The 13,367-nt window shown below is 41.5% G+C and carries 12 protein-coding genes; 9 read left to right on the top strand and 3 right to left on the bottom strand.

Going from position 1 to position 13,367, the window contains the following annotated elements; translation table 11 throughout:
• Nucleotides 1-9 precede the first annotated feature (9 nt).
• The 4 genes from sucA to N667_RS0109885 all read left to right on the top strand — a co-directional run bounded on the left by sucA (nt 10) and on the right by N667_RS0109885 (nt 5,942).
• A complete protein-coding gene (gene sucA, locus N667_RS0109900; RefSeq protein WP_027409422.1) occupies nt 10-2,844 on the top strand; it encodes a 2-oxoglutarate dehydrogenase E1 component in 2,835 nt (944 codons plus the stop codon).
• Nucleotides 2,845-2,889: 45 nt separating this feature from the next.
• The gene (odhB, locus tag N667_RS0109895) at nt 2,890-4,143 is read left to right on the top strand and encodes a 2-oxoglutarate dehydrogenase complex dihydrolipoyllysine-residue succinyltransferase (protein WP_027409421.1); all 1,254 of its coding nucleotides are present in this window, start codon (nt 2,890-2,892) and stop codon (nt 4,141-4,143) included.
• 419 nt (nt 4,144-4,562) lie between these two features.
• Nucleotides 4,563-5,255, top strand: coding sequence for a nucleotidyltransferase domain-containing protein (locus N667_RS0109890; RefSeq protein WP_027409420.1), 693 nt, complete (start codon nt 4,563-4,565; stop codon nt 5,253-5,255).
• Between the two features lie 75 nt (nt 5,256-5,330).
• On the top strand, nt 5,331-5,942 hold the full coding sequence (locus N667_RS0109885; protein ID WP_232223951.1) for a GNAT family N-acetyltransferase: 612 nt from the start codon (nt 5,331-5,333) through the stop codon (nt 5,940-5,942).
• A gap of 7 nt (nt 5,943-5,949) precedes the next feature.
• Here N667_RS0109885 and N667_RS0109880 read toward each other — a convergent pair whose 3' ends face one another.
• Both N667_RS0109880 and N667_RS0109875 read right to left on the bottom strand, forming a co-directional pair.
• Nucleotides 5,950-7,371 (bottom strand): amino acid permease, encoded by a 1,422-nt coding sequence (locus N667_RS0109880; protein WP_027409418.1) that lies wholly within the window; start codon nt 7,369-7,371, stop codon nt 5,950-5,952.
• 309 nt (nt 7,372-7,680) lie between these two features.
• Nucleotides 7,681-8,172, bottom strand: coding sequence for a QueT transporter family protein (locus tag N667_RS0109875; protein WP_027409417.1), 492 nt, complete (start codon nt 8,170-8,172; stop codon nt 7,681-7,683).
• Nucleotides 8,173-8,391: 219 nt separating this feature from the next.
• On the opposite strand from N667_RS0109875, the gene N667_RS0109870 reads away from it, so the two are divergent.
• The 3 genes from N667_RS0109870 (at nt 8,392) to N667_RS0109860 (ending at nt 9,773) form a co-directional block, all read left to right on the top strand.
• Nucleotides 8,392-9,141 carry an NAD-dependent protein deacylase gene (locus N667_RS0109870; protein WP_027409416.1) on the top strand — a complete coding sequence of 250 codons (750 nt, stop codon included), beginning with the start codon at nt 8,392-8,394 and terminating at the stop codon, nt 9,139-9,141.
• Nucleotides 9,142-9,166: 25 nt separating this feature from the next.
• Nucleotides 9,167-9,349, top strand: coding sequence for a hypothetical protein (locus N667_RS20180; protein WP_027409415.1), 183 nt, complete (start codon nt 9,167-9,169; stop codon nt 9,347-9,349).
• 67 nt (nt 9,350-9,416) lie between these two features.
• Nucleotides 9,417-9,773: a hypothetical protein gene (locus N667_RS0109860; protein WP_027409414.1), complete on the top strand. Its 357-nt coding sequence runs from the start codon at nt 9,417-9,419 to the stop codon at nt 9,771-9,773.
• A gap of 153 nt (nt 9,774-9,926) precedes the next feature.
• On the opposite strand, the gene N667_RS0109855 is transcribed toward N667_RS0109860, so the two are convergent.
• Nucleotides 9,927-10,808 (bottom strand): LysR family transcriptional regulator, encoded by an 882-nt coding sequence (locus N667_RS0109855; protein WP_027409413.1) that lies wholly within the window; start codon nt 10,806-10,808, stop codon nt 9,927-9,929.
• A 100-nt stretch (nt 10,809-10,908) separates the two neighbouring features.
• Here N667_RS0109855 and N667_RS0109850 point away from each other — a divergent pair, with 100 nt between their 5' ends.
• Both N667_RS0109850 and N667_RS0109845 read left to right on the top strand, forming a co-directional pair.
• The gene (locus N667_RS0109850; RefSeq protein ID WP_035098638.1) at nt 10,909-12,285 is read left to right on the top strand and encodes a dipeptidase; all 1,377 of its coding nucleotides are present in this window, start codon (nt 10,909-10,911) and stop codon (nt 12,283-12,285) included.
• Nucleotides 12,269-13,351 carry a pyridoxal-phosphate dependent enzyme gene (locus N667_RS0109845; protein WP_051530023.1) on the top strand — a complete coding sequence of 361 codons (1,083 nt, stop codon included), beginning with the start codon at nt 12,269-12,271 and terminating at the stop codon, nt 13,349-13,351. The genes N667_RS0109850 and N667_RS0109845 overlap by 17 nt, the downstream gene beginning before the upstream one ends.
• The last annotated feature ends 16 nt before the right edge of the window (nt 13,352-13,367 follow it).

The raw sequence follows: 13,367 nt of genomic DNA, 5'->3' as shown, positions 1-13,367 counted from the left end.
TATTTAAAGATGAACACGCTTAGTGACAGTCACAGAAATCCATGGAGAAACTTTCACGGTCCAAATCTTGGATACGTCATGGAAATGTACGAGCAATACTTGCAAGATCCAAGCATGGTTGACCCGCAATTAAAAGAATTGTTTGATCGTTGGGGTCCACCTCAATTTGATGACAGCGGCGGAAATGACAGCAAGGATATAATAAATTACCCAAGCGCGCCAGCCAATTTATTTGAAAAATATGTTCAGGCAGTGAAATTGGCCGATTATATTCGAACGTTCGGTCATTTAGGCGCAAAAATTAATCCGTTAGAAACTTCTCAACAAGATGTACATATTGATATTGGAAAGTTTGGACTAACAGAAAATGATTTAAAATCGATTCCATCTTCCGTCATCAGCCCATATTTACCTCAGCATATAAAAAACGGGCTTGAGGCGATTCAATATTTAAAAGGGGTCTATACATCGAAGTTAGCATTTGAATTTGGCCATGTTCAAGATGAAAAAGAGAAAAATTGGCTGTTCCAAATGGTTGAATCGGGAAGCTATCAACCCGTTCTTTCGAATGAAAAGAAAAAAGAGTTGTTAAAACGTTTAACTGAAGTGGAAGTGTTTGAACAATTTTTGCATCGGACGTTCGTTGGTCAAAAACGTTTTTCGATTGAAGGACTTGATACGTTAGTACCATTGCTTGATGAGATTATTTCCGAATCGGTGCAGGCAGGAACAAAATCTATTAACATTGGAATGGCTCATCGAGGGCGCTTAAATGTATTGGCTCATGTGTTAGGAAAGCCTTATGAAATGATTTTTGCTGAATTCCAGCATGCGCCCAATAAGGAATTGATCCCATCAGAAGGGTCAATCGGAATTACATATGGCTGGACGGGCGACGTCAAATACCATTTAGGATTAGATCGAAAAATCAAAAAAGAGAATACGGTTCGCGCGGTTATTACGTTAGCTAACAATCCGAGCCATTTGGAGTTCGTCAATCCTGTTGTTGTTGGCTATACGCGGGCTGCTCAAGAAACGCGAAATAAACCGGGGTTCCCAGAACAAGATGAGAACAAATCGTTTGCTATTTTAATTCACGGCGATGCAGCATTTCCGGGGCAAGGCGTGGTAGCGGAAACATTAAATTTAAGCCGATTAAGAGGCTATAAAACAGGCGGAACGATCCATATTATCGCAAACAATATGATCGGGTTTACAACAGAAAGCGAAGATTCCCGCTCTACAAAATATGCAAGCGACTTAGCCAAAGGATTTGAAATTCCGATTGTGCACGTTAATGCGGATGATCCGGAAGCGGTGCTTTCGGCTGCTCACTTGGCAGTCATTTACCGTCAAACATTTAAAAAGGATTTTCTCATCGACTTAATTGGATATCGTCGTCACGGTCATAATGAAATGGATGAGCCAGCAGCGACGAATCCGTTAATGTATCAAATCATTCGGAAACATCCGACCGTCCGCAATCTTTATGCCGATCATCTTAAACAACAGGGAATCATCGGCTCTAACGACGAGGAACGCCAATTTACAGAGGAAGTTGAGAAAAAGCTACAAGCTGCTTATAAGAAAGTGGCAGATGTAAAAGAAGAGCTTGACTATGAAATGAACCCACCGGAAGTGGCGGAAAAAGGCATTCCAAAAATCGATACGCGCGTGCCTGTTCACGTACTTGAACAAGTAAACCGAGAACTTGTGCAATGGCCGGAAGATTTTCGCGTATTTAGCAAGTTAGGACGGATTTTGCAACGGCGCATCAATGCCTTTGAAGAGAACAAAATCGATTGGGCCCATGCCGAGGCGTTGGCGTTTGCGACCATCCTTCAAGATGGTGTTCCAATTCGATTGTCAGGACAAGATTCGGAGCGGGGAACGTTTGCCCATCGTCATCTTATGCTGCATGATGAAACTACTGGAAAAACGTTCTCGCCGCTACATCATTTATCTAATAGCACGGCGTCTTTTGCGGTTCATAACAGCCCGCTATCTGAGATGAGCGTACTTGGATTTGAATATGGCTATAACGTGTTGGCTCCGGAAACGTTAGTGCTTTGGGAAGCGCAATTTGGCGATTTTGCTAACTCTGCTCAAGTGATTATCGATCAGTTTATTTCATCCGGCAGAGCGAAATGGGGTCAAAAATCCGGTCTTGTAATGCTGCTTCCTCATGGTTACGAAGGACAAGGACCTGAGCATTCAAGTGCCCGTTTAGAACGATTCCTTTCATTAGCGGCTGAAAATAACTGGACAATTGCCAATATGACAAAATCGTCGCAATACTTCCATATTCTACGCCGGCAAGCGTTGATTTTGCAAAAAGAGGAAGTTCGACCGCTTATCATTATGTCGCCGAAAAGTTTATTGCGTCACCCGTTAGTTGTTTCAGGTGCGGCGGATTTGAGCGAAGGAAGTTTCGAACCGGTATTGGCCCAGCCAGGGTTGGGGCAACACCCAGAACAAGTGGAGCGCTTAATCTTGTGTTCTGGTAAAATTGCAATTGATTTAGCAGAAAAATTAAATGAGGTGCAAGAGAAAGATTGGTTCCATATCTTGCGCGTCGAGGAATTGTATCCGTTCCCTATGGAGGAAATCACCCGTTATATTGAACAACTACCGAATTTAAAAGAAATAGTATGGGTGCAGGAAGAGCCGAAGAATATGGGGGCTTGGAACTTTGTCGAACCTCGATTGCTTAAATTAGCGCCTAAAGGTGTTCAAGTTTCTTATATTGGACGCAGAAGACGTTCAAGCACAGCAGAAGGAGATCCAGTTGTTCACAAGAAAGAGCAAGCGAGAATTATCAATCAAGCGTTGACACGCTCGTAATCGTTAAGTCAAATATAGGTGAGGATAGCGAAAGGAGATATAACAGTGGCAGAGATCAAAGTACCAGAATTAGCAGAATCGATAACAGAAGGAACCATTTCGCAATGGCTGAAAAAACCGGGAGACTTTGTGCATAAAGGAGAATCCATTGCTGAACTTGAAACCGATAAAGTTAATGTCGAATTGATGGCTGAGGAATCAGGGGTTATCACTCAATTGCTTTTTAATGAAGGGGACACGGTGCGAGTGGGTGATACGATCGCCATTGTATCAGCAGAAGCAGAAGCAAGTACCCCTCCGGTAGCGGAAGCCCCGCAACAACCTGTACAGGAAATGCAACCAACGGCTGTACAAGCGGAACCTGTGAAGCAGGAAGCAGAAGCGAAGTCAGCTCAGCGACCAATTGCTTCGCCGGCGGCACGCAAACTCGCGCGCGAAAAAGGCATCGACTTGGCGGCCGTCACACCGGTGGATCCGCTTGGCCGCATCCGCAAACATGATGTAGAAGCGCATGCGAGTCGTCCTGCGGCAGCATCTCCACAAACTCCAGCAGTGGAGGGGACAAAGCCAGCAGCCGTTGAATCGTTCGATCCGGAAAAACCAGTCGAGCGCATGAAAATGTCGCGCCGCCGCCAAACAATCGCAAAACGCCTTGTTGAAGTACAGCACACAGCAGCGATGTTGACAACATTTAATGAAATCGACATGACGGCGGTTATGAACTTGCGCAAGCGCCGCAAAGATGCGTTTTATCAAGAGCATGAGGTACGCCTCGGTTTTATGTCATTCTTTACAAAGGCCGTCGTAGCCGCATTGAAAAAATATCCGTTGTTAAACGCCGAGATTCAAGGCGATGAAATCATCGTGAAAAAATACTATGACATCGGTGTAGCTGTCTCTACGGATGAAGGTTTAGTCGTCCCTGTTGTGCGCGATGCAGATAAGAAAAATTTTGCCGAGATCGAACGCGAGATTCTACACTTAGCGACAAAAGCCCGCGAAAACAAATTAAGCTTAAAAGATTTGCAGGGCGGTACATTTACGATCACAAACGGCGGAGTATTTGGTTCACTAATGTCAACTCCGATCTTAAACGGACCACAAGTCGGTATTCTAGGGATGCACAAGGTTCAACTTCGTCCTGTAGCTATTGATGAAGAACGGATGGAAAATCGTCCAATGATGTATGTAGCATTATCGTACGATCACCGAATCATCGATGGCAAAGAAGCAGTCGGCTTCTTAGTGAAAGTAAAAGAACTTCTCGAAGATCCAGAGCAATTATTGTTAGAATCGTAAGCATGAGGGTTTCCCCTCATGCTTTTTATTTGCCGCGGCATTAGTCGTAAAGATGGTGAGAGTGAGAATTGTACGCTACGTACAATTATAATCAAGTAGGTTTTTATGGCACAAAATAACGACACAAAACGAGCGGGCTGAATATTGATCGCTTTGTCAGTGCCCATATTTCTTATTCCGTTTGTAACTCCTTTTTCTCGGTGTCGACAACAGCCAAAGTAGTTATTGGAAGTGTTTCTTTAATTGTGGGGGAGGTGTTGTGTTAGTTCGAGGCTCTTCTTGTCGGAAAAAACGGTGCAAGAATATATGAAACGTTTCTTTAAGAAAAATGCAGGAGATTGTTAGACTTGTACAGAAACTGATAAAACAAAATATAGAGTTTTACGGATGAATAATGAATGGAAAAGGAGCTTGGCTGTATGGAGAATGACAAACGTTTATCTCCGGTGGAGGCAGCTAGACAATTTGTGCATCAATTTTTTCCTCGATGTCACGGAGCATTGTTGAGCGGGAGTGTAGTCCGGGGGGAGGAAACCAATACTTCTGATCTTGATATCGTTGTTTTCGATGACAAGTTCCCAGCTTCTTTTCGTGAATCACTCACCGCTTTTGGATGGCCGATTGAAGTGTTTGCACATAACCTAACATCCTATAAAGATTTTTTTGAAAACGATCGGAAAAGCGCGACACCGTGTTTGCCAAAGATGGTGGCAGAAGGAGTTGTATTAATTGATAGGGGATGCATCGCAGCGATCAAGAAAGAAGCAAACGAACTGTTGAGAGAAGGACCCGAGCCGTGGACTGAAGAAATCGTGAAACTAAAACGATATTTGATAACCGATGCTCTTGATGATTTTATGGGAGCTAGTGATCGATCGGAAGAGTTATGTATTGCCAATACACTAGTCGACTTAATTCACGAATTTATTTTGCGTACGAACGGCTGTTGGGTAGGAACATCAAAATGGATGGTCCGCGCGTTGCGTCAATATGATGAAGCATTCGATTCGTTTTATAGACTTGGAAGGAAAGATAAAATTATTGCATTAGTCGATCGTGTACTCGAGCCTTACGGCGGCAGGTTGTTCAATGGTTTTTCCATTGGAAAATAAGAGAGGAATTTGAATTCTAGGATTTTACTATCAACATGAACATGTTTGCCATGTGGTGCTTATGAAGATGAGGAGTTGAATAAAGGGAAAATTAGTAGAGGGGAGGGCATTGGCATCGGTCGCTTAACAGGAGAGAAAGTAGTCGTCCGAGAAATTTGTCCAGTGGATTTACCTATTCTTTGGCATTATATTTACGGCGAGAAAGACCCAGAATGGAAAAGGTGGGATGCTCCTTATTTTCCGCTTACATTCGAAACGAAGGAAGCGTATATAGAAAGAATGACCAATTGGATAAATAACAAAGAAGACGTTCCATCGCGAATGGTTATTGAAGCACAAGAAAGGATTATTGGAACTGTTTCATACTATTGGGAGCATAAAGAGTCGCTTTGGCTGGAAGTCGGCATTGTCATTTACGATTCTTCATACTGGAACGGTGGGTATGGGACTGAGGCGCTGAAATTGTGGATTGATTATTTATTCGCATCGATGCCTCTTGTGCGCGTGGGCTTGGCAACATGGTCTGGGAATGAACGAATGATTCGCTGCGCCGAGAAACTCGGGATGAAAATGGAAGGACGTTTGCGCAAGTGTCGATGGTACAATGGCCAATATTATGATTCGATTCGAATGGGAGTCTTGCGGGAGGAGTGGAACGAAAAAAAACAAGGGCTCAACGTTCGTTGACCCCTTGTTAGGCTCCTTTTGGTTCCTCATACTTTTTATGATTAACTTTTTCCTTCATAAGCAGCGGGTATAAGATGAGCCCTGCTACGAATAAGCCGATGCCTAAGAAAAACGTATGCCAATCCGCCGTGCCTGTTTTTATCACCCAAAGCGAGTACAGAAGCGCGGCGCATGTAATCAAGCCGTCACGTACACGCCGAGGCGCTTCGTTTTGATATGTTTCTCCTGTCACAATGAGCTTTAACTGATATAAGGTTGAGACAAGGTATGGAACGAGGTAAGCGAGCGTCGCCACCACAATGGCAAATTTATACGCTTCATTCATCGTTCCCGATATTGTTGAAAACAAGAAGATTTGTGTCATAAAATTGGTCATAAACAACGAGTTCGTTGGGCTGCCGTTTTTGTTCGTTTTTGCAAAAAAATGTGGAAATAACGCCTCTTTTGCCGCTTGGTACGGCACCTCTGAGCTGACCACAATCCAGCCAACCGTTGAGCCAAAAAGGGAAATAAGCGCTAAAATCGCCATCATGTAGGCACCGCTGTTTCCGATCACAGAATAGAGGGCATCGACGAGCGGCTTTTGTGATTGTCTTAACTCTTCTTGTGACAGAGCCCCCATCGTTAACAATGTAATTCCTATATAAATAAGAACAGAAATAACAAGACCAAGCAATGTTGCTTTTTTAACGTCTTTTGGTGATTTAGCACGGTTTGATAGCATCACTGCGGACTCAATCCCGATAAACGCCCAGAGCATCGTAAGAGCGGCTCCATTCATTTGATTCGGTACGGAGACCGTATGTCCTTTTTTATCAATAAAAGAAAGGCTTTCACCTAAATTGGCGCTGTTAAATACCCAAACTGTTCCAACAATATAAAGGAGAAAGCCGAGTACTTTTGCTCCTGTTGCCAAAATATTCACATTCCCAGCTTTTTGAAAATCCCGAACAAGAATCGAATGAATTCCCCATAATACGATAGTGCATATTATAAAAGTAAGTATTTTTCCTGTTTCTAAAGAAAATGTGCCGATCGTTAATAACACGTGTTTGCTTTGCATGATAGGAAAAAAAGTGCTTAAATATCCAGCAAACGAGATGATGACAGAGGCAGTCGCCGCCCAGTTTGCAGCCCAATACCCCCAAGCCATGCTGTAGCCGGCTACATTTCCTATTCGCGGGGAAGAAAACATCGCTTGCGCGTAGCTTTGCGGTCCCGCTTTTAATTCTGGTTTTCTTATTGCTAAGTTTCCGAACACGAGCGCGAGCATCCATACTCCTAAACCGGTCGCGGCCCATGCCAGCACCGCTCCCATTGGACTTGCCACTTGCGCAAGGTTGGCTGGAATCATAAAAATACCGCCGCCAACCATATTTCCGATGACAAAAGCTGTTAAAATCCATACCCCCCATTTTTTTGTTGCCATTGTATAGACCTCCTTGTGTGTTATAAGTAGTGCTGAGGGTCAGTTTATTTTAATCCTTTCCCATCATATATCATCTTTTTAGTTTGGTAAAGTGATAATATAGTAGAGTGATAAAGTTGTTTAATTTCGAAAAATATTTATTTTCGGGATTTATTTTTTTCTAAAAATGAAACGAAAGTTTTCAATTAAATCCCATATAAATAAAACTATGTTCTAAATAATCAATACAAATAAAGAAAAAAAAAGTAAATAAGAGATAGCACAAAAGTAACATCATTCATAAAAAAAGGCGGCAAATCAATTGCCGCTTCATCTTTCTATCGATTGATCGAAACGGGCACGGCGATGGATGCCATACATAATCGGAGCACCAACTGCCATCGTGATAAATTCCCCTGCCGCTGCCGTCAACCAAGTTAAAAGAAATGGTAAATCCAATGCTAGTTTCAACTCCCAGGCAATGATAAACATTGTAAATGTAAATACAATTGTGTTTAACGCCATCCGTACCCAAATATTTTTTACGTAACGCATCAATGCCATAGTTGTTAACAAAGCGATTACCGATTGCCCAACTCCAAATATAAGGTCGTACATGCCTAAAGGTGAAAAAAAGAAATTCGCCAAAAACACACCTAATACAATTCCGAAAAAATACTTTTTATTAAATACAATGAGATGATTTAAAATTTCCGACACGCGAAATTGTACATTTGTGAAGCCAAATGGCTGAATCAGCATTGTTACTACGATGTACACAGCAGCTAAAATACCGTTTGCAACTATCGTTCTTACGTTCATTTTTTCTTCTTCTCCTTTTTACAACATAAATAATGTTATGGGACATCAAGAGCCGCGAAACAAACGATATTTTAACATAAAAAGAGAAAAGATTGTAATTCATAAAATGTAGCGTTCAACACATTCCGAATATTGTTCCTATAAGAAAAAGAACATAAAATGAATATAGCTAAGCCCTTGCAAATTTTAAGAGGTTTTTTGCTTGAAGGAGGGATAGGGATGGATATGATGAAAGAGTTGGCGAAGCAAATCGCGAACGCCAGTACGATTACTGTTTTAACTGGAGCAGGAATGAGTACAGAATCAGGTATCCCGGATTTTCGCAGCAATAATGGAATTTACGCACAAGAAAAAAATGTCGAACATTACCTATCAGAACATTATTTTACCAAAGACCCTGTTGACTTTTGGCGACGGTTCAAACGAATATTTTCACTAAAATTAATGGGCTCGTTTTCTCCGAATATGGGGCATTTCTTTCTTCGCGAATTGGAAGAACGGGGAAAGAGAGTGATCGTTTTAACGCAGAACATTGATGGGCTACATACAAAAGCAGGGAGTACTAATGTTATTGAATTGCACGGCACCTTACAGACCGCCACATGTCCTGCATGCGGTGAAAAATATGACTTATCATTTATTAATTCACATGATGTCCCTTCTTGCCAAAAGAAGACATGCGGCGAATTCCTAAAACCCGATGTGGTTCTCTTTGGTGGGATCGTTCCAAAGATCGACGAGGCATTTGAGACAGCAGCGAAAAGCGAGTTATTGCTAGCTATGGGAACGAGCCTTGAAGTGATGCCTGTCAATCATATTCCTTTTTACGTCTCCTCCGAGTCTCCTGATACATATAAAGCGATTATCAACAAAACTCCGACTCGAATGGATCACATTTTCGATCTTGCCATCCATAGCGGAATCGGGGACACCGTCGCTAAATTGCGTTCATATATGGCTGAACTATAATAACACCGCTGAGGAGGAGACAGCAATGGAACAAATTTTAGTCACTGGCGTTACAGGCAATGTCGGGCGCGAGGTAGCAGAAGCGCTTAAAAAGAAAAACACGCCGTTTGTATGCGGCGTAAGGAATGTTGAAAAGCTGTATATTATACTAATGGAACTGGGCCCCCATCAGAAGCAAAGTATATTGATGATCACCTTTAGGAACTAATGGAACCTTACCGTTTTATCTGAAGGATATTTCGGTTTAGGTTCTGTTCCTGATTTGGAGGAAAAATATGAAGAAAAAAAGGGTTTTATTTACTACTTTTATTATTTTTCTAATGATTATATTTGGAGTGATGGTTTTTTCAAAAACATTAAGTCTAAACAGTATTGCTATCAGTGAAACGAATGTGGGGGACAAAATTATTTCCATTAAGGGGAATATAGCTGAAAGCGGAACTAAATATAAAGGATATTCTATAAGCGAGAAAAATGGAACCCTTTTTATTAATATTAAGGGCAGCCTATTTTCATTTGGAGATAAAGATAGTTCCTTCGATATCAAAATTAATAAAGGGAAATATGGCCATATCAATAAAATATTATTGCATGATAGGGCCCATAATCGTCAAATTTGGCCCGAAAAATAGTGTATTGATGGCATGAAGATAAACGGAACAAATTAAAACACTATTGAATACTGTAATCCAGCAATATTTTTCAATATCTTTTATTGTTTCAAATAAAAAAGCCTCCTCCTTAGACATAGACTTCTAAGGAAGAGGCGGTTGATAAAAGCGCATTTATTTGGATGGCGCGGAAAAATACCGTTTTAAAAGTTGAATAGCCTCCATAATGGTATTGCGTTGCACAGAAGTCGCCTTATAAATTAAATGTATTGGCTGAGCAGGAGGGGTGATATTAAATTTATAATTGATTTTCTTGAAAATGTTCTTCAAATTAGACATTTCTACGACGCGTTCTGGAATAAAAGCCACTCCCTTGCCTCGCTTCACAAATTCCAACAACGCTTCGCTATGCCCCACCTCTACAAACGGAATATAACTTTCCCCAAACTCTAAACGAAACCAATGTCTAAAACTCTTGCCCCAATTTAGATAAATGAGCGGAATGGATTTCAACCGTTCAGCATCCAGTTCCATTTCTTCAACATCTTTAGAACTATAAAGATAAAAAGAGTCGTACCCTATGATTTCCTTCTTAATATTGTCCTCTGCCGGGGCATGATAGACGAACCCGATGTCAATTGTATTGTCTAAAATGCCTTCTACCACTTGCGAAGAATGGTCTGTTATAAATGAATAATGAACCCCTTCGTTATTTTCCGCAAATTTAAAAACCCAATCGACGAATTTGTGATCCCATAAGGAATAGGTCATTCCTACACGGATGACTTTTTTCTGTTCTACATAACTTCTCGCAATTTCCTTCGTTTTTTCAATGATGGCAAACTGTCGCTCTAGTAGAGGATAAATTTCCTTTCCAAACGGTGAAAGTTCTACTTTCTTATTGGTTCTTAACAATAAACATTGACCGTAAAACCGTTCTAAATTTTGAATTCTGGAAGTGACAGTCGACTGAGTAATATGCAGTTCATCAGCTGCCTTCGTGAAGTTTTTTAGCCGGGAAACAGTGAGAAATGTTTGAATATGATCCAAGTCCATTTAAATCACCTATCCATTAAAAAATTCAATTAATACAATAAAATAATTCAATTAGACGATTATTTACTACCATTTTACAATAAAGGAAGAGGTGACAAAAATGATTAGCAATTATATTGAAAACCATTTCCACACTTGGCTGGAGGAGTTAAATAAGTTTTTACAGATTAGAAGCGTAAGCACTCATCAGTACTCTAATCAGCAAGCGATGAATCGGGCGGTTTACTTTTTACAACAGCATTTACAAAACATTGGTTTTAGCGAAACAAAGATCGTAAACACAAATGGATATCCCATTATTATAGGAAACAAAAGCGTCGACCCACGATATCCGACCATTTTAATTTACGGTCATTATGATGTTCAACCGGAAGGAGATATAAGACAATGGGATTCCAATCCTTTTCAATTAGAAATACGAAATGGATATATTTATGGAAGAGGGGCTGCCGATAATAAAGGGCAGCTTTGGATGCAGTTAAAAACATTGCAATCCTTAAATAGCCTCGATCCTTCTTTACCGGTTAATTTTAGAATCATCATCGAAGGGGAAGAGGAGATCGGCAGCAAAAGTTTGAAGCAGCTTCTCCAAAAGGAGTTGATAAAAGCTGACTGCGTTGTCATTTCTGATACTGCTATGCTGGGAGATGATATTCCGTCTATATGTTACGGGCTGAGGGGATTCATCGGTTTCGAAATCATTGTTCAAGGTGCCAATCAAGATTTGCATTCAGGCAGCTTTTACGGTGGAACGGTCCCTAATCCTGTCCACGCGTTAGCCTGTCTCTTACAATCAATGAAATCAGCAGACGGAAAAATAGTAATTGAAGGCTTTTACGATGATGTCGCACCAATTCCACTGCAGGAAAAAGAAGAATTTGCCCAGCTTCCTTTTGATTTGCTGCAGCTACAACGAAAGATCGGCATCTCGGAATGGTTTGGAGAACCCGGTTATTCGTATTTTGAGAGAATTTGGACTAGGCCTACATTAGAAATTACTTCTATTACTAGCGGAAATGAAGAGATGGAAGAACATAATATCATTCCATCAATCGCAAGAGCAAAGGGACTTTGTCGCTTAGTGCCTAACCAACATCCAGCGAACATAAAACGAGCGATTGCAAGACATATTCAACAGCATACGCCGCCTGGAGTGAACGTAAACGTACGTTTTGCAGACGAAGCAATGCCCTACGTGTTGCCTATCGATCATCCGCTGTTGCCCATCGCAAAAGAAGCGCTGGAACAAAGTTTTAAAAAACACGCTTATTATATTCGCGCGGGCGGATCTATACCAATCGTATCGTTATTACATGAGCATTTGCAGGCACCGGTGCTATTGCTAGGGTTTAGCAGCCCAACAGCAAATGCACACGGCCCAAATGAGCGCCTGTCGCTAGACGTCTTTCGAAAAGGAATCAAAAGCTTATATTCTTTTTACAGAAAGTTCGGTGAGTGGTATGAAACACGCCATTAAGCGAAACACCAATGCCAAACATCTCGAATGTTTACAATGCGAAACCATTTACCCAATCGATGATTATTTTGAAGGATGTCCGGCATGCCAGAAAAAAGAGAAACCTTCGAATGTAACCATGATTTACTCTAATTATAAAAAATGCATGCTTCCCTATGATCATTACATTTCCATGGGAGAAGGGTGTACGCCACTACTGACTGTAGATCTTAACGAGGGACCTCTCTACCTAAAATACGAGGGGCAAAATCCCACCGGCTCCCACAAAGACAGAATGAGCGCTCTCATTGTAACGAGAGCCATCGAAAAGGGATACAGAGGAGTGGCCGTCGCATCAAGCGGAAATGCGGGATTGTCCTTCGCAGCCTACTGTGCCTATTCAGGGCTCGATTGTATCGTCATTTCAACAAGAGAGCTTAATAAGAACATCCAAAGTTATATAAAGTATTATGGAGCTCGCCTTATCCTGACGGAGACGGCGATGCAGCGATGGGAACAATTAAAACAACTAACGAAGGAAGGATTTTATCCAGGAAGCAATTACGCGAATCCTCCAATTGGAACAGTTCATTTCGGCGTGCAAGGTTATAAATGTATTGCTTATGAGATTGTCAGTCAACTGCAAGGGAGCATCCCCACCAAAATTATCGTTCCTACATCAAGAGGAGATTTATTAGCAGGAATCTGGCAAGGGTTTAAAGAAATGGAAATGAACTCTCTTCCGAAAATGATTGCGGTCGAGCCGTTTGCTCGAATCACCGCCGTTCTAAAAGGAGAAGCTTATACCAATTCGTTCGCAGGGAAAACCGTTTTAAAATCAATCGCAGGCTCAACTGTTACATACCAAGCCGTATCTGCAGTCCGCCAGTCTAGAGGGGAAGCGATCGTTGTATCAGGGGAAGAAGCATTGGAAGCACAGCGACAATTAATGAAAAAGGGGATCTTTTTAGAAGTTTCATCCGCATCGGTTGTTAGCGCCTATCAGAAACTAAGGCGACGAAGAGCAATCGACAAAGATGATTTAGTCGTAGCGATAGGAACTTCCTCTGGATTTATCGAAATCTAACATGTTGGGGAAAGGA

Source organism: Anoxybacillus tepidamans PS2 (assembly GCF_000620165.1).
Classification (GTDB): domain Bacteria; phylum Bacillota; class Bacilli; order Bacillales; family Anoxybacillaceae; genus Anoxybacteroides; species Anoxybacteroides tepidamans_A.
This window is presented reverse-complemented; position numbering and strand designations above follow the sequence as displayed.